The organism is Micromonospora sp. CMU55-4, from assembly GCF_011602315.1.
Taxonomy (GTDB): domain Bacteria; phylum Actinomycetota; class Actinomycetes; order Mycobacteriales; family Micromonosporaceae; genus Micromonospora; species Micromonospora chalcea.
Genome location: NZ_JAAOLH010000003.1, coordinates 221,236 through 237,993 on the forward strand (window position 1 = coordinate 221,236; position 16,758 = coordinate 237,993).

The following is a 16,758-nucleotide window of genomic DNA, read 5'->3' on the forward strand; positions in this document are numbered from 1 at the left end:
TCCCTCCCCGAGGAGTCGCCATGCGTACCCCCAGAACCCGCCGCCGGCCGGTGGCCGCGCTGCTCACCACCCTCGCGCTGCTGGCCGCGACGGCGCTGACGGCCTGCGGCGGCGAGGCGGCCGACGCCAGCGGCGGCGGCAGTGACGGCCCGCTGCGGATCGGCTACCAGCGCTTCGGCGGGCTCAGCCTGGTCAAGGCGCGCGGCGACGCGAAGAACGTCACCTGGTCGCTGTTCGAGAGCGGCCCGGCGCTGACCGAGGCGCTCAAGGCCGGCTCGATCGACATCGGTCAGGTCGGCGAGGCCCCACCCGTGTTCGCCGCCGCCGGCAAGATCCCGTTCTCCGTGGTCGGCACGTCCCAGCCGATCCCGCAGGGCGAGGCGGTTCTGGTCAAGGCGGGCAGCCCGTATCGTGGATTCGCCGACCTGCGCGGGAAGACGGTCGCGCTGAACAAGGGCTCCAACGTGCACTGGCTGCTGGTCAAGCTGCTGGAGGCGAACCGGATGACGCTCGCCGACATCAAGGTGAAGTACCTCAAGCCCGCCGAGGGGCGGCCCGCGTTCGACAACGGGCAGGTCGACGCCTGGATCATCTGGGATCCCTACTTCGCGCTGGCCGAGCAGCCCGGCGTACGGGTGCTCGCCGACGCCACCGGCCTGGCCGGCAACCGCGAGTACGTGCTGGCCGCGCCGGACGCGGTGAAGAACCGCACCGCCGACGTACGCGCGTTCCTGGACACGTACCGGCAGACCACCGACTGGGGCATCGCCCACCCGACCGAGCGGGCCGCCGTCCTCGCCCCGGAGCTGAAGATCCCGCTCGACGTGACCACCCGGGCGCTGGCCCGCAGCGCCAAGCCGCTCGCCCCGGTCACCCCGGAGATCGGCGCAGAGTTGCAGGCCATCGCGGACAGCTTCGTGGAGCTGAAGCTGGTGCCCGGACCGGTCGACATCGCCGGGCGGGTGGACGGCCGGTTCAACGAGGCGTTCCAGTGAGCGGTCCGGCGCTGGCCGAGGCGATCCCCGCTGTCGTACCCGATCGGGCGACGCCGCGGCGGTCCCGGGCCCGCGCCTCGCGGCGGTGGCGGCGCGCGGTGAGCCCGGTCGTGCTGGTGCTCGCCTGGGAGGTCGCCGCGCGCACCGGCCTGCTCGCCGCGGAGAAGCTGCCCGCGCCCAGCGCGGTGCTGGCGACCGGGTGGCGGCTGGCGCGCGACGGGACGCTCGGCGTGCACCTGCTCGACTCGCTCACCCGCGCCGCGCTCGGCCTGCTCATCGGCGGCGGCCTGGCGCTGGTGCTCGGCGCGGCGGCGGGGCTGCTGCGCCTCGGTGACGACCTGGTCGACCCGCCGGTGCAGATGGCCCGGATGCTGCCGCACCTGGGCCTGGTCCCGCTGCTGATCATCTGGGTCGGCATCGGCGAGTCGCTGAAGGTCACGCTCGTCGCGCTCGGCGCGTTCTTCCCGATCTACTTCAACACGTACGCCGGCATCCGCGACATCGACGAACGCCTGGTCGAGGCGGCGCGCACCTGCGGTCTCGGCGCGGCGGCCCGCCTGCGGCACGTGGTGCTGCCCGGCGCGCTGCCGGCGCTGTTCCTCGGGCTGCGGCTGGCCATCGGCGCGGCCTGGCTCAGCCTGGTCGTCGGCGAGCAGGTGAACGCGCAGACCGGCGTCGGCTTCCTGATGATGGAGGCACGCGAGTTCAGCCAGACCGACGTGGTGGTGCTCGGCCTGCTCATCTACGCGCTGCTGGGGCTCGCCTCCGACCTGCTCATCCGGTACGCGGAGAGGAGGACGCTGGCGTGGCGACGCGGACTGCGCGCGACCTGACCGGGCCGGTGCTCACCGCGCGCGCGGTGACCCGGGCGTTCGGCCCGGCGGTGGTGCTGGCCGGGGTGGACCTGATCATCGGCGCCGGGGAGACGGTGGCGCTGCTGGGCGGCAGCGGATCCGGCAAGAGCACGCTGCTGCGCGTGCTCGCCGGGCTCGACGGCGACGCGGGCGGCGAGCACGCGGTGCACGGCACCGCCGCCGTGGTGTTCCAGGAGCACCGGCTGCTGCCGTGGAAGCGGGTCGCGGACAACGTGGCGCTCGGGCTGACCGGGCCGGACGTGGGCGACCGGGTCGGCCGCGCGCTGGCCGAGGTCGGGCTCGCCGACCGGGGCCGGGCCTGGCCCGCCGAGCTGTCCGGCGGGCAGGCGCAGCGGGTCGCGGTGGCCCGCGCGCTGGTCCGCGAACCGGACCTGCTGCTGCTGGACGAGCCGTTCGGCGCGCTCGACGCGCTGACCCGGCTGCGCATGCAGGGGCTGCTGCGGCGGCTGCGCGCCCAGCACGGCTTCGCCGCGCTGCTGGTCACCCACGACGTGGAGGAGGCGCTGCTGCTCGCCGATCGCGTCCTGCTCCTCGACGACGGCGTGATCGCCGAAGAGGTGCCGGTACGCCTCGGCCCCACCCCGAGCCCCGACGACCCGGCCCTCGGCGCGCTGCGCCGCCACCTGCTCGACCGCCTCGGCGTACCCGCCGGCTGACCGCGAGGGAGAACCGATGACCCGCTGGACCCCCGACCCGACCTTCTACCCCTCCCCCGCGCTCGCCGCCACCGCGCCGGCCGAGAAACTCGCGTACGTCGCCGCGTTCGACCGCGCCGGGCAGCGCCCCGACGCCATCGCGGTGCTCGACACCGACCCGGACTCCGGCTCGTACGGCCGGGTGGTGGGCTGGACCGAGCTGCCGAACACCGGCGACGAGCTGCACCACTTCGGCTGGAACGCGTGCAGCAGCGCGCTCTGCCCCACCGCGCCGCACCCGCACGTGGAACGCCGCTACCTGATCGTGCCGGGCCTGCGCTCGTCCCGGATCCACGTGCTCGACACCAAGCCCGACCCGCGCCGCCCCGAACTGGTGAAGGTGATCGGCCCGGAGGAACTCGGCAAGCGCGCCGGGTACTCACGCCCGCACACCGTGCACTGCGGGCCGGACGGCATCTACGTCTCCGCGCTCGGCGGCGCGGACGGGCAGGAGGGGCCCGGCGGCATCGCCGTGCTCGACCACACCACGTTCGAGGTACGCGGCGCGTGGGAGGCCGACCGGGGGCCGCAGTTCCTGGCGTACGACTTCTGGTGGCACTACACGCAGGACGTGCTGGTCACCAGCGAGTGGGGCACGCCGTCGATGATCGAGGACGGCATCGTCGGGGAACTGCTGCTGGGGCGGAAGTACGGGCACGCGATCCACTTCTGGGACCTGGCGAAGCGCCGGCACGTGCAGCGCGTCGACCTCGGCGACCAGTACCAGATGCCGCTGGAGCTGCGCCCCGCGCACGACCCGACGAAGTCGTACGGCTTCGTCGGCGTGGTGATCAGCGTCGAGGACCTGTCCGCCTCGATCTGGCTGTGGCACCGCGACGGCGACGCCTGGGCCGTGACCAAGGTGATCGACATCCCGGCCGAGGCGGCCGAGCCGGCGGACCTGCCGGACCTGCTCAAGCCGTTCGGGGCGGTGCCGCCGCTGGTCACCGACATCGACCTGTCAGTGGACGACAGGTTCCTGCACGTCTCCTGCTGGGGCACCGGAGAGCTGATCCGCTACGACGTCAGCGACCCGTTCCACCCGGTACGCGTCGGCTCGGTGCGCCTGGGCGGCATCGTCAACCGCACGCCGCACCCGGCGTACCCGGACGAGCCGCTGGCCGGCGGCCCGCAGATGGTCGAGATCAGCCGCGACGGCCGCCGCGTCTACGTCAGCAACTCGCTCTACGGCGCCTGGGACGACCAGTTCTACCCCGACGGGGTGGGCGCGTGGGTGGCGAAGCTCGACGTCGACCCGGACACCGGCGGCCTCGTGCCGGATCCGCGGTTCTTCCCGCGCGGGGACGAGTTCCGCGGCCTGCGCGTGCACCAGACCCGGTTGCAGGGCGGCGACGCCTCGTCCGACTCGTACTGCTTCCCGTGACCGGCGCGACCTGGGCGGCGCTGGCCGGCCTCGGCGCGTTCCACGGCCTGAACCCGGCGATGGGCTGGCTGTTCGCGGTGGCCCGGGGCCTGCAGGAGCGCCGCCGGGCCGCGCTGCTGGCCGCGCTGCCGCCGATCGCGGCCGGTCACCTGGCGTCGGTGGCGGTGGTCGCCGCGCTGGTCAGCGCCACCCGGTCGGTGACGGCGAGCACTGCGGTCGCGGTCACCGGCGGGGTGCTGCTCGTCGGGTTCGGGCTGTGGCGGCTGCTGTCCGACCGGCACTTCCGGTGGGCCGGGATGCGGCTGTCGGCCGCGCAGCTCACCGCCTGGTCGTTCCTGATGTCGGCGGCGCACGGCGCGGGCCTGATGCTGCTGCCGGTGCTGCTCGCCGAACCGGCGGTCGGCGGCGGCCCGCACGCCGGACACCTCGCCGCCGCGCCGGCCGGCGCGCTGACCGGCCTGTTCGCGGCGGCCGTGCACACCGCCGCCATGCTCGGCGTCGCGCTGGCCGTGGCCGTGGCCGTGTACGAGGTGCTCGGCGTCGGTGTGCTGCGCCGGGCCTGGTTCAACGTCGACCGGCTCTGGGCCGGCGTGCTCGTGGTGGCCGGGGTGGTGACGCTGATCGGCGCGGCGTGACCGTGCCGCCGACCTGCTATGGATCGACGGGAAGTCCTACTGGTTGAATAGGAAAGGCAGCGTCGCCCACCCCGGAGGTCAGCCGTGAGTCAGTCCCCGTCCTCAGCCGAAGCCGTCCACGACGCCGACCGGAGCCGGCAGTGGCTCGCCGGGCAGGCACACGGGCCGGGCGTCGACCGCGACCGGCTGCTGGAGGTGGGCGCGGCGATGGCCGCGGTGACCGCCGCCGCCGCGGAGCGCGAGCCGGTAGCGGTGACGTCCGCGCCGGTCGGCGTCGACCCCGGCGCGCCGATCGTCAAGCCGCTGCCGGCGGAGCTGCTGCGCCCGCTGGACACCAACGCCGAGATGCGCTGGCCGTCGATGGCCGGCCAGGGGTACGTGGTCCCGATCGACCGCTTCTTCGTCCGCAACCACACGGTCACGCCACACCTGGACGCGGCCACCTGGCGGCTGCGCCTGTTCGGCGACGGGCTGCGCGGCGCGCCGACCCGGGACGACGCAATCGAGTTCGACCTCGACGAGCTGCGCCGACTGCCCGCCGAGGAGCACGCGGCACTGCTGGAGTGCGCCGGCAACGGGCGGCGCTACTTCGCCGAGCAGCAGGGCGACCCCGCCCCGGGCGTGGCGTGGGGGCTGGGCAGCGTCGGCGTGGCCCGCTGGCGCGGCGTGCGGCTCGGCACGGTGCTGCGCCTGGCCGGGCTGCGCGACGAGGCGGTCGACGTGATGCCCGAGGGCCTCGACCCGGACTACGTCTCCGGCGGGGTCAACCTCGGCCGGGTACGCCGTCCGATGCCGGTCGCCAAGGCGCTGGACGACGTGCTGCTGGCGTACGAGATGAACGGCGAGCCACTGCCCGCCGACCACGGCTTCCCGGTGCGGGTCGTGGTGCCCGGCTGGGTCGGCATCTCCTCGATCAAGTGGGTGGGCGCGATCGAGGTCTCCACCACCCCCCTGTTCTCGCCGTGGAACACGCAGTTCTACCGCATGTTCGGCCCCGGCCACCCCGTCGACGGCACCGTGCTCACCGCCCAGCCGGTGCGCAGCGCGTTCGAGCTGCCCTGGGACGCCCGGGTGCCGGCCGGCGAGGAGGTGCTGCTGACCGGCCGTTCCTGGTCCGGCAACGGCCCGATCGCGCACGTCGAGGTGGACACCGGCGACGGGTGGCGCCCGGCCGACCTGGTCACCGCGGATCGGGGCGGCGCCTGGCAGCGCTGGACCGTCCGCTGGCGCCCGCCGGCCACGGGCCGGCACACGCTCCGTGCCCGGGCCACCGACTGCACCGGCGTCGCCCAGCCCGACCGGGCCGCCGTGAACGACCTCGCGTACCTGTTCGACGCCGTGGTGGCCCACCCGGTCACCGTCCGCTGACGCCCGCTCAGGTGGTGCCGAGGTAGGCCGGCGGCACGGTGTCGGTGAGCCACACCCCGTTCGCCGAGCGGTAGAACAGGTACCCCGCCTCGGCCATCGCCGCCGCGTCCACCGTCAGCACCACCACCGCGCCGCCCCGGCGCGCGCCGACGCGCCGGGCCGTCGCCACATCAGGTGACAGGTGTACGTGGTGCCGCCCGCCCCGGCGCAGCCCCTGCGCCCGGATGGCGTCCAGCACGGCCTCGCCGGTGCCGTGGAACAGCCGGGGCGGCGGCGCGGCCGGGGTGAGGCCGAGGTCGACCGGAACCGAGTGCCCCTGGTTGGCGCGGATCCGGTCGGCCCCGTCCGGACCGGTCTCCAACGCGAAGCGCTGCTTGTCGTTGCCCGCGACCACGGCGTCCAGGTGGGCGCGGCTGATCCCCAGCCCGGCGAGCACGTCCGCGACCGGCACCCAGCCCGCCCGGTCGAGCCGCAGGCCGTACGCGTCGGGCCGGTGCCGCAACGCCAGCGACAGCCGCTTGCTCACCCGAACAAGATCGCGATGTTCCACCCGTCCAGTGTGGAGCCACGCCCCTGCCCTGTCGACGCAGTTCCCCACCCGCACCCCCTCGCCCCTCCCCGGCCCCGCCTCGCCCCTTCCGCAGCGCCTCCCCGCGCCACCTCGCCCCGCGTTTCCGCCCCGCCCACCGCGCCCGCCCCACCGCACCCGCCGCACCCCGCCTCGCCTCGCCTCGCCTCGCCTCGTCGATCTTGCGGTTTCGGCCCCTCGGGTGCCCGATTTACGGTCTTTTGCCGGGGCAGGAACCCCATGATCGGCGAGATGGAGGGCTGAGGGCCGGCGGGGCGGGCGGGCGGGAGGAGCGAGGGGTCAGGCTGCGGCTCGGTCCGGGAGGGGGCGGCGGCGGTGGGACGGGTCGGTCAGCGTGGGCGGGGACCAGGCGCCGTCGGGCTGGTAGAGGTTCGTGCCCGGCGGGACGATTTCGTCGATGCGGTCCAGCACCGCGTCGTCGAGCGTCAGCTCCGCCCCGGCGAGCAGCGCGTCCAGCTGGTCCATCGTGCGCGGCCCGATGATGGTCGACGTGACCGCCGGATGCACGGCGGTGAACGCCACGGCGAGCTGCGGCAGCGTGCAGCCAACCTCGTCGGCGAGCGCCACCAGTTCCTCGACGGCGGCGTACTTGGCGGCGTTGCCCGGCAGCGCCGGGTCGAACCGGGCCGGGGTGAGCGCCGGACGGCCGGCGCCGAGGTCGACGGGCCGCCCCTGCCGGTATCGGCCGGACAGGAACCCGGAGGCCAGCGGGCTCCACACCAGCACGCCCATCCGGTAGCGGCGGCACACCGGCAGCACCGACGTCTCGACGCCGCGCGCCAGGATCGAGTACGGCGGCTGCTCGGTGCGGAATCGGCCCAGCGCACGCCGCTCGGCGACGTGGTGCGCCTCCACGATCTCCTCGGCCGGGAAGGTCGAGCAGCCGAACGCGCGGATCTTCCCGGCCCGGACCAGGTCGGTGAGCGCGCCGAGCGTCTCCTCGACGTCCGTGGTGTGGTCGGGGCGGTGCACCTGGTAGAGGTCGATCCAGTCGGTGCCCAGCCGGCGCAGGCTGTCCTCGACCGCACGGACGATCCAGCGGCGCGAGTTGCCGCCCCGGTTGGGCCCCTCCCCCATCGGGAAGTGGACCTTCGTGGCGAGCACCACGTCGTCGCGGCGGCCACGCAGGGCCTTGCCGACGATCTCCTCGGACTCGCCGGCCGAGTACATGTCGGCGGTGTCCACGAAGTTGACGCCGCGGTCGAGTGCCGCGTGGACGATCCGGGCGCAGTCGTCGTGGTCGGGGTTGCCGACCGCGCCGAACATCATGGTGCCGAGGCAGTGGACGCTGACCTCGATGCCGGTGCCGCCGAGGACGCGATAGCGCATGTGAGCTCCCTGGTTCGCACCGCGCCGGCCGGATGGCGCGCGGTCCGGTCACGGTAGGAGTTCGAGTGCGCTGGAGGTCAACCGTCGGCGGCGGGTTCCGCGCTGCCGGCGAGGTAGCCGGCCGCCTGCAACTCGAACAGCTCGCGGTAGAGCCCGCCCTGGGCCATCAACGTGTCGTGGTTGGCGGACTGCACGAGCCGGCCGTGGTCCATCACGAAGATCCGGTCGGCGTGCCGCACGTTCGCCAGCCGGTGGGTGATCAGCACGACGGCCCGGTCCGGGTGCCGCCGCAGATGCTGGAAGAGGGCGTGCTCGGCACGCGCGTCCAGCGCGGCGGACGGCTCGTCGCAGATCAGCAGCCGGGCGTCGCGGTAGAGGCCGCGTGCGGCCACCAGCCGCTGCCACTGCCCGCCGGACAGGTCCTGGCCGTCCTTGAACTGCCGGTCCAGCAGCGTGTCGTACCCGAACGGCAGCTCGCTGATCATGTCGTGCGCGGCGGCGTCGCGGGCGGCGGTCTCCACGCTGGGGCCGGGCCCGTCGGCGCGGTCGTGGCGGCCGACGCGGATGTTCTGCCGGGCGGTGAACGGGAACTTCCACCAGTCCTGGCTCATCACCGCGACCTGGGCGGCGGTCTGCCGTGGGTCCAGTTCGGCGGTGTCCACGCCGTCCCAGCGGATCGTGCCGCCGGTGGGCCGGTAGAGGCCGGCGATCAGCTTGGCGAGCGTGGTCTTGCCGGAGCCGTTCTCCCCCACCAGCGCGATCACCTCACCGCGCCGGAACGTGAGGCTTACCTCGTCGACCGCCGCCGTGTCGGTGTCCGGGTAGCGCAGGCTGACCCGCTCGACGTCGATGCGCGTGAACCCGTCGACGGGCAGGTGCCCGCCGGCTGGGATCCGCCGGGTGGCCCGGTCGAGGAAGTCGCGGTAGTCCTGGTAGTAGAGCGCGTCCTCGTAGAGCGAGTTGGTGGCGAAGATCGCGGTGCGCAGGCTCGTCCGCGCGGCCTGGAGCGCGAGCAGCGCGGTGGCCGCCGCCGCCAGCGCGACCACGCCGCCCATCAGCAGCCCGCCCAGTACGGCGTAGACCGCGAACGCGGCCACGCCGGTCACCGACAGGCCGAGTCCTCGGGTGACGGTCTGCGAACGGGCCAGCCGGAGCTGGGCCTGGGTCTCGACGGTCATCATCCGGTGGTACTCGGCCAGCAGGAAGTCCCGCATCTGGTAGGCACGGATCTCGGCGGCGGTGTGCCGATCGGCCATCAAACGGGCCAGCAGGTACATCCGGCGGCGACGGGTGATCCAGGCCAGCAGCGCCAGGTACTGCCGCCGCGCCAGTTTGACCGCGGTGACCGCCTCGGGCACCGCGGCGAGCAGCAGGCACGGCAGCAGGACGGGCTGGATGACGGTGACCGCGGCGGCGGTGGCCAGCACACCCACGACCCCGGTCACCAGGTTCACGGTGTGGTCCACGATCGACGCGGCCTCGGCCATGCCCCGATCCCGGGCACGATCCATCTCCTCGGCGAAGCCGGCGTCGTCGAACGCGGCGAGTTCCACAGCGGTGGTCGCCTCGAACAGCCGGAGTTCCACCTGGTAGTTGATCTGCGGGATGAGCCGCGCCTGCGCCCAGCCGGCGGCGACAGTCAGCGCTCCCCGGGCCGTCACGGCGGCGGCCGCGAGCAGGAGCGCGGGCAGGGCCGCCCGGATCCGGTCCGGTGTGGGCCCGTCGGCGAAGAGTTGCCGGAGCACGCCGGTGGTGGCGAGCAGGCCGAAGGTGGTGAGCAGGCCGGCGACCACGTTGAGCCCGATCGAGGCGAGCGTGTCTCGGCGGCTGGTCGCCCAGGCCAGGCCGATGGCCTCGCGGACGAGGGCGGGCAGCCGGCGCGCCACCGACCAGAAGCTGGTGTGGGCGAACTCGGTGGCGCGGTTCATCCAGTGCCCGTCCGCCAGCTCCGGCAGCGACGTCTCGTCGCCCGCCGCGCTCCCGGCCGGGGCGGGCTCGTCCGGCGGGTGCTCGTCCGAGGGGCGCCGAGGACCGAAAACCGCTGCCATACGCGTCTCCTCCGGTACGCCGACGACTCCGGAGCTTACGTTCCGCAATCGACAGATGTCTCCCCGTGTTCGGCGTGTCGTACAGGCGTCCCAACCGCGTGTCCACCGGGCGGCGGGCGAAAGACCGCCCGCACGGTGGTCGCCGCCGGGTCGCGTCGCGCGCGACCGGTCCGGGTGGCAGGCTTGTGGGGTTCGCCGGCGCAGGCCGGCCGACCGCCCGTCGTGAAGGAGAAGATCGACCCGATGGCTGTGGACGTCACCACCACCGACGAATGGCAGGCGCTGCGCAAGCACGCCGAGGCGATGCGCGGCACGCACCTGCGCGACCTGTTCGCCGCCGACGGGCAGCGGGGTGAGCGGCTCACCGGTGAGGTCGCCGACCTGCACGTGGACTACAGCAAGAACCTGATCACCGACGAGACCGTCGCGCTGCTCGGCGCGCTCGCCGAGCGGATCGGGCTGGCCGACCGGATCGCGGCCATGTTCGCCGGGCGGCACATCAACGTGACCGAGGACCGGGCCGTGCTGCACACCGCGCTGCGCCTGCCCGCGGACGCCTCGCTCACCGTGGACGGCCAGGACGTGGTCGCCGACGTGCACGCCGTGCTGGACCGCATGTCGGCGTTCGCGCAGCGGGTGCGCTCCGGCTCGTGGCGCGGCCACACCGGCGAGCGGATCACCACTGTGGTGAACATCGGCATCGGCGGCTCCGACCTGGGACCGGTGATGGCGTACGAGGCGCTGAAGGCGTACCGGGACGCGGGCATCAGCTGCCGGTTCGTGTCGAACATCGACCCGACCGACATCCACGACAAGACCGCCGACCTGGACCCGGCGAGCACGCTATTCGTGGTGGTCTCCAAGACGTTCTCCACCCAGGAGACGCTCGCCAACGCCGACCAGGCGCGGCGCTGGCTGCTCGCCGGGCTGGACGCGGACGACGACGCGGTGGCCCGCCACTTCGTCGCGGTCAGCACCAACGAGCAGCGGGTCCGGGACTTCGGCATCGACCCGGAGAACATGTTCGGCTTCTGGGACTGGGTGGGCGGGCGCTACTCGCTGCCGTCGGCGGTCGGCCTGTCGGTGATGCTGGCCATCGGGCCGGAGCGGTTCCGCGAGATGCTGGCCGGCTACCACGCGGTCGACGAGCACTTCCGGTCCGCTCCGGTGGAACGCAACGTGCCGGCGCTGCTCGGCCTGCTCAACGTCTGGTACACCGACTTCCTCGGCGCGGAGACCCACGCGGTGCTGCCCTACTCGCAGTACCTGCACCGCTTCCCCGCCTACCTGCAGCAGCTCACCATGGAGAGCAACGGCAAGTCGGTACGCGTCGACGGCTCGCCGGTGACGTACCCGACCGGGGAGATCTTCTGGGGTGAGCCGGGCACCAACGGCCAGCACGCCTTCTACCAGCTCATCCACCAGGGCACCCGGCTGATCCCGGCGGACTTCATCGCGTTCAGCCGGCCCAACCACGACCTGGGCGACATGCACGACCTGTTCATGTCGAACTTCTTCGCCCAGACCGCCGCGCTGGCGTTCGGGCGGACCCGGGAGCAGGTGGAGGCCGAGGGCACCGCGCCCGAGGTGGTGGCGCACCGGGTGATGGCCGGCAACCACCCGACCACGTCGATCCTGGCGCCGAAGCTCACCCCGTCGACGCTGGGCCAGCTGATCGCGCTCTACGAGCACATCACGTTCACCGAGGCCGCGGTCTGGGACATCAACGCCTTCGACCAGTGGGGTGTGGAGCTGGGCAAGGTGATGGCCAACCAGCTCGCGCCGAAGCTCACCGGACCGGACCCGGACCTGGCCGACGTGGACACCTCGACCGCCGAACTGATCCGCCGCTACCGGGCCGAGCGTGGCCGGAGCTGACCGCGTACCCGTGGCGTCCCGCGCGCGACCGGCCGGGACGCCACGGGTCAGCGGCGCAGCAGGTCGGCGTGCGCCGCGCGCAGCCGGATCAGCGCCGGGTCGCCGGCCGGGGCGCGGCGGTCGAGTTCGGCCCACGCCTCGGCCAGCGCGTCGGCGAGCGCCCGCAGCTCGGCGGCGTGCCGCCGGCCGGACTGCTGGTGCAGCTCCTCCAGTCGGCGGGCCCAGCCGGCGCTGATCGCGGCGACGCGTTCGGCGTCGGCGCGCGCCTGGGCCCCGGTGCGGGCGGCCGGCGCGGGCACGATCGCGGCGATCGGGCGGGAATCGCCGTCGCGGGTGACGAGGGTGACGGTGTCGGTCAGCTCGGCCAGGGAGACGAGCTGGGTGAGCCGGGTGCGGACCTCGCGCAGCGGCAGGGCGCGCGGCTGCGGGGACCGGTCGGCCAGTGCGGGGACAGCCATGGACACATGTTCACGTCCGGGTACGACAGTTTCGGCGGTCAGGCCGTCCACTCCGGCGCCAGCACCGACCAGACCTCCATGTCGGCGCGGCCCTCCGGCGTCGCGGCGGCCCCGCGCAGGACGCCGTCGCGGCTCATGCCCAGCCGCTTGGCGACGGCGATGCTGCGGTCGTTGCCGGCCTTCGTGATCCACTCGACCCGGTGGATGCCGCGCTCCCGCACCGCCCAGTCGATGATCACGCGCGCGGCGCGGGTGACCAGGCCCTGCCCCTCGGCGCCCGGTTCCAGCCAGCAGCCCGCCTCGCACACCCCGCGCGCGGTGCTCAGCGACACGAACAGCACGCCGCCGACGAGCGTGCCGCGCTGCCAGATGCCCCAGAGGCCGCCGTCGTCGCGGGCCCACCGGTCGGCGTACGCCTGGAGGACCTTGCGGGCCGACTCGGCGTCGGTGGCGACGAAGGACGCGCCGACCCACGGCGAGATGTGCTCGCGGCAGCGGTCGAGGTTGGCCAGGAACTCGTCGGCGTGCCAGGGCGACAGTGGACGCAGCTCCGCGTCGTCGGTGAGGGCGTGGGCGAACATCCGAGGAAGCTAGCAGGACCGTCGCGCTTTTGTCGGTCGGTCCCTCTACGGTCTGCGCCGTGAACGCCGTCCAGACGTACCGATACCTTCAGCCGTCCGCGCTGCGCGCCGCCGGTCTCGATCTGCAGACCTGCGGCGGCCCGGCGGCCAACCCGCGCTTCTTCGCCGGGTTCCTCACCGCCCCGGCCGTCGCGGCGGCCGGGCTGCTCGCCGTCGCCGAGGTGGCCCGCACCCGCTACCACCAGCCGGTCAACCCGGCCAGCCTGGACCCGGTGGTCACCGGCAGCCGAGGCCGCCTGCGGTTCGAGTCGTTCTCCGGCTGCTGCGGGGTGTACGCCCGGATGGACGTCCTGCCGGCCGGGCTGGACGGCGAGATCAGCGGCCACGGCACCACGAACGTGGACGTGAACCCGCCGCTGCGGGAGGCGCTGGCCCGGGTGGGCGGCATCGAGCCGCTGCACGTGGCGGTCGGCCCGGACGACCTGACCGTCTCCACCATGGACGGCTCGGTGGTCGAGCGGAAGGTGCCGCTGCCCGGACGCTGGCTGCGCGGCTTCGCCGAGGTGCACGTGCTCACCGCCGGCTTCGAGCCGCGCGCCGAGGTCCCGGCGGCGGAGGCGGCGGCGTTCCTGCGCCGGCTGCCCGCCGCGACGGACCGCAGTGTGCTGTGGGCGGTGCCCGCCGGGCGTACGCTGCGGCTGACCTCCCGCCCGGCGCCGGGCGCGGTCTGCCTGGCCGGCGCGGGCCGGCTGGCGGCGCTGCGCGGCGTGCTGCGCCACGCCCGCACGCTGCGGGTGTACGGCCCGGCCGTGCGCGCCGGATCGCCGGCCGTGCCGAGCACGTGGGAGCTGGACACCGGGGCGCTGCGGGTGTCGCTGACGCTGTCCCCCGAGCCGTACCGGGGGTTCTCCGGCGAGGGCGCGGCGCTGGCGGCGCTCGCCGGTGACGACGTGGTGGACGACGCGGAACTGGTGGGCGCGCTGCTCAACTGGGATCCGACGATCGACGTGGCCGCGCTGGCCGACGCCGCCGCGCTGCCCGACGGGCGGGTGCGTGCCGCGCTCGCCCAGCTGGGCACCGCCGGGCGGGTCGGGTACGACGTGGCGGACGGGGCGTACTTCCACCGGGTGATGCCCTACGACGCGGGCCGCGCGGAGCGGGACAACCCGCGGCTGCTCGGCGCGCGGGCGCTGGTCGAGCACGGCGCGGTCGAGCGCGACGGCGGGGACGCGACGGTACGCACCGACGCCGAGGTCTACCGGGTGCGCCGCCACCCGGACGGCGCATACTCCTGCACCTGTCGCTGGTGGGCGCGGCACCGCGGGCAGCGGGGGCCGTGCCGGCACGCGCTGGCCGTGTCGATGGTCGCGGCGCCGGTGGAGGTGCTGTCGTGACCGGGTTCGTCGAGGCGGTGGTGCGCGGCAGGATGTCCGAGGTCCGCTCCGCCCTGGCCGGGTTGGACGAGCCGGCCCGCCGGGCGCTCGGCGACGAACTGGTCGCCGACGTGCGCCGCAGGCGGGACGCCTGGTGGTGGCAGGGCGAGGCGGCGACGCTGGCGGTCGCAGCGGTGGGGACGCTGAGCACGCCGACGAAGGTGGCCGCGCTGCTCGGCCGCCGCTCGGTCTGGCTGAGCGGCGTCGACGCCGCGCCGGTGGTCGACGTGGCCCGGGAACGCGGGGTGACCTGGCTGGCGGACGTGGCGTACAAGCTGGCCGACCGGCTGCCCCGGGACCGGATGCTCGCGGGCTGGCGGTTCGTCGCCGGTCTCCTGCTGGCGGAGAAGGCGCCGCCGCCGACCGGGGACGACTTCGTGCGCGGGTGGGCGGCCGCACAGGGCTCCCCGGCCCCACGCGGGACGCGCCCACCCACTGTGGACCGGCTGCGCGCGGACCCGTTCCTGGACGCGCTGCTGCCGCGCCTGTTCGAGGTGGACGGCGTGGGCACCGAACTGGCCCGCGGCGACGGCGCGGGCACGGACGCGGATGCCCTGCCCCGTGCGCTGGCGGCGCTGGCGGCGGAGGGCCGGCTCGACCGCGCTGCCCTGCTCAACGGCGTGCTCGGCCGGCTGCTGCGCGGCGACCGGCCGGCGGCGCTGCGCCCGTTCCTGGCCCTGCACGACCTGCTCGCGCCGACTCCGGACGAGGTGGCGGTGCGGTCGAGCGCCTACCTGCGGCTGCTCGCCGACGGGCCGGGGCCGGTGGCCCGCGCCGCCCAGCGGACGCTGCGGGAGGCCGGTGACGCCGCCGAGCCGGAGGCGCTGTGGGAAACCGCCCGGACGGTGCTGGCCCGGCCGGAGAAGGCGCTGGTCCGGGCACAGTTGACCTGGCTCGACCGGCTGGCCCGGCAGCACCCGGATCAGGCCACGGAGGTCGGCGCGGTGCTCGCCGTGGCGGCCGGTCACCCGGACGCCGGACTGCGCGAGCGCGCGCTGGCGCTGGCGGCGCGGCACGGTCACCGGCCAGAGGCGGTCGCCACCGTGGCCGAGCCTCGTGACGACCTGCCGCCGCCGCTGCCGGCGCCGGCCGCGCCACCGCCGATCGCCGACGTGGACGAGCTGGTGGAGGAGGTGGCGGCGACACTGCGCGGACTGTGGCCGGCCTCGGTGCTGGAACGGGTCATGGACGGGCTGCTGCGGCTGGGCACCCGTGACCGCGACCGTCTCGAGGTCGCGCTGGCGCCGGTGCTGCGCCGGGAGCAGGTGGCCGAGTACGAGCACATCTGGGCCCGGTCCGACCCCTCGTTCGAGATCGACCGGCTGCTGCTGTTCGTCGCGCGTATCGGGGACGCCACCCGGCGCCGCGACGGCTGGGCCTCGACGCTGGCTACGGCTGGTGGCGGGCCTGCCGCGGTGGCCTCCGGCCGCCCCGCGCCGATGTGGCTATACCGCCTCCGGCTGGCCGAGGCCGGGCAGCGCCTGGACGGCCGTGACGATCCAGGGTTGTTGTCCGCGCCCACCTCGGCCACCGGGGCGGTCGAACCGCAGGTGCTCTACGATCGGCTGGCGGCGCTCGGCGACCGGCCGTACTGGAGGTGGGACTACACGCAGGCGTTGTTGCGCCTGCCGGCCGGGGTCGACGAGCCGCTTGCGGCCCGCGCCGAGGCGCTCGGCACGCCGGGCGGCGTCGAGCTGGCGGCCTGGCTGCGCGGCGGTGGCGTGCCGGCGCCGGTGCAGGAGGTGGTGACGGTGGGCCGGCGGGACCGGTCCGGCCGCTACGACTGGAGCTACGACCAGTTACCGGAACGACGGCGGCTCGTCGCGCTCACCCCACCGGCCGACGTGGACGACCGGTTCGGCCTGCTCACTGTGCGGCCGGCGGCGATCGGCCGCCGGATCTTCGACGCCGGGCACCTGTGGCCGGCCGTCCTGCCCGGCCACCGGGGCGTGGTCGCCGCCCAGGTCCTTCCCGAGCTGGCCATGGCCGCCCAGGAGGACTTCGCCGGGCGTGGGCCGGTCCTGCTGGCGCTCGCCGAGTGCACTGGTGCGGGCGGGCCCGCGCTGGACCTGGCCGTGGCGTACGGGCTGTGCGCCCGGCACGAGGCGGACCGGGTGGCCGCGCTCGACGCGCTGCTGATCCTGGCCGCCGCCGGTGACCTGAACGCGCCGGCGGTGGGCGGGCATCTGGGCGAGATGGGGGCGCAGGGGCAGGTGATCCTCACCCGGGCCGTCACGCCGCTGCGGGACGCGCTGGCGGCGGGCGCCCGGCTGAGCGTCTGGCGGCTGCTCGCCGCGGCGTTGCCGCCGCTGCTGGCCGGGCCGACGCCACCGCGGGGCACGCCGGACCTGCTCGCGCTGGCGGCGGAGGCGGCGACCGCGACGGGCGTCCGGATCGAGGTACCAGGGCTGGCCGACGTGGTGGCCCGGGGCGGCAGCAGCCGGCTGGTCGCCGAGGCCCGGCGGCTCGCCGCCGCCCTGGCCGCCTGAG

At 74.9% G+C, this 16,758-nt stretch carries 14 protein-coding genes; 9 read left to right on the plus strand and 5 right to left on the minus strand.

The window, feature by feature from the left end; genetic code table 11:
* The first annotated feature begins 20 nt into the window (after positions 1 to 20).
* The 6 genes from HA073_RS07200 to HA073_RS07225 all read left to right on the plus strand — a co-directional run bounded on the left by HA073_RS07200 (position 21) and on the right by HA073_RS07225 (position 5,952).
* Positions 21 to 995: a sulfonate ABC transporter substrate-binding protein gene (locus tag HA073_RS07200; protein ID WP_064445699.1), complete on the plus strand. Its 975-nt coding sequence runs from the start codon at positions 21 to 23 to the stop codon at positions 993 to 995.
* The gene (locus HA073_RS07205) at positions 992 to 1,828 is read left to right on the plus strand and encodes an ABC transporter permease (RefSeq protein ID WP_104114083.1); all 837 of its coding nucleotides are present in this window, start codon (positions 992 to 994) and stop codon (positions 1,826 to 1,828) included. The genes HA073_RS07200 and HA073_RS07205 overlap by 4 nt, the downstream gene beginning before the upstream one ends.
* A complete protein-coding gene (locus HA073_RS07210) occupies positions 1,801 to 2,526 on the plus strand; it encodes an ABC transporter ATP-binding protein (protein ID WP_166455961.1) in 726 nt (241 codons plus the stop codon). Before HA073_RS07205 ends, HA073_RS07210 begins: the two co-directional genes overlap by 28 nt.
* Before the next feature lie 16 nt (positions 2,527 to 2,542).
* Positions 2,543 to 3,949, plus strand: a complete 1,407-nt coding sequence (locus tag HA073_RS07215; RefSeq protein WP_166455962.1) for a selenium-binding family protein — start codon at positions 2,543 to 2,545, stop codon at positions 3,947 to 3,949.
* Positions 3,946 to 4,584: a hypothetical protein gene (locus tag HA073_RS07220; protein WP_064445696.1), complete on the plus strand. Its 639-nt coding sequence runs from the start codon at positions 3,946 to 3,948 to the stop codon at positions 4,582 to 4,584. Before HA073_RS07215 ends, HA073_RS07220 begins: the two co-directional genes overlap by 4 nt.
* An 84-nt stretch (positions 4,585 to 4,668) precedes the next feature.
* The gene (locus HA073_RS07225; RefSeq protein WP_166455963.1) at positions 4,669 to 5,952 is read left to right on the plus strand and encodes a sulfite oxidase; all 1,284 of its coding nucleotides are present in this window, start codon (positions 4,669 to 4,671) and stop codon (positions 5,950 to 5,952) included.
* 7 nt (positions 5,953 to 5,959) lie between these two features.
* Here HA073_RS07225 and HA073_RS07230 read toward each other — a convergent pair whose 3' ends face one another.
* From HA073_RS07230 to HA073_RS07240, 3 genes are all read right to left on the minus strand, one after another.
* Positions 5,960 to 6,502, minus strand: coding sequence for an RNA 2'-phosphotransferase (locus HA073_RS07230; protein ID WP_166455964.1), 543 nt, complete (start codon positions 6,500 to 6,502; stop codon positions 5,960 to 5,962).
* Between the two features lie 318 nt (positions 6,503 to 6,820).
* The gene (locus HA073_RS07235) at positions 6,821 to 7,870 is read right to left on the minus strand and encodes an aldo/keto reductase (protein ID WP_104112602.1); all 1,050 of its coding nucleotides are present in this window, start codon (positions 7,868 to 7,870) and stop codon (positions 6,821 to 6,823) included.
* A gap of 77 nt (positions 7,871 to 7,947) precedes the next feature.
* Positions 7,948 to 9,918, minus strand: a complete 1,971-nt coding sequence (locus tag HA073_RS07240; protein ID WP_166455965.1) for an ABC transporter ATP-binding protein — start codon at positions 9,916 to 9,918, stop codon at positions 7,948 to 7,950.
* Between the two features lie 243 nt (positions 9,919 to 10,161).
* Between HA073_RS07240 and pgi the strand changes: the two genes are divergently transcribed.
* Positions 10,162 to 11,796 (plus strand): glucose-6-phosphate isomerase, encoded by a 1,635-nt coding sequence (gene pgi / locus HA073_RS07245; RefSeq protein ID WP_166455966.1) that lies wholly within the window; start codon positions 10,162 to 10,164, stop codon positions 11,794 to 11,796.
* A gap of 47 nt (positions 11,797 to 11,843) precedes the next feature.
* Here pgi and HA073_RS07250 read toward each other — a convergent pair whose 3' ends face one another.
* Positions 11,844 to 12,254 (minus strand): hypothetical protein, encoded by a 411-nt coding sequence (locus HA073_RS07250; protein ID WP_069088496.1) that lies wholly within the window; start codon positions 12,252 to 12,254, stop codon positions 11,844 to 11,846.
* A gap of 38 nt (positions 12,255 to 12,292) precedes the next feature.
* Positions 12,293 to 12,835 carry a GNAT family N-acetyltransferase gene (locus HA073_RS07255; protein WP_043323469.1) on the minus strand — a complete coding sequence of 181 codons (543 nt, stop codon included), beginning with the start codon at positions 12,833 to 12,835 and terminating at the stop codon, positions 12,293 to 12,295.
* A 59-nt stretch (positions 12,836 to 12,894) separates the two neighbouring features.
* Here HA073_RS07255 and HA073_RS07260 point away from each other — a divergent pair, with 59 nt between their 5' ends.
* Together HA073_RS07260 and HA073_RS07265 are read left to right on the plus strand one after the other, a co-directional pair.
* Positions 12,895 to 14,229 (plus strand): SWIM zinc finger family protein, encoded by a 1,335-nt coding sequence (locus tag HA073_RS07260; RefSeq protein WP_166455967.1) that lies wholly within the window; start codon positions 12,895 to 12,897, stop codon positions 14,227 to 14,229.
* The gene (locus HA073_RS07265) at positions 14,226 to 16,757 is read left to right on the plus strand and encodes a DUF6493 family protein (protein ID WP_166455968.1); all 2,532 of its coding nucleotides are present in this window, start codon (positions 14,226 to 14,228) and stop codon (positions 16,755 to 16,757) included. The genes HA073_RS07260 and HA073_RS07265 overlap by 4 nt, the downstream gene beginning before the upstream one ends.
* Position 16,758: the final 1 nt, after the last annotated feature.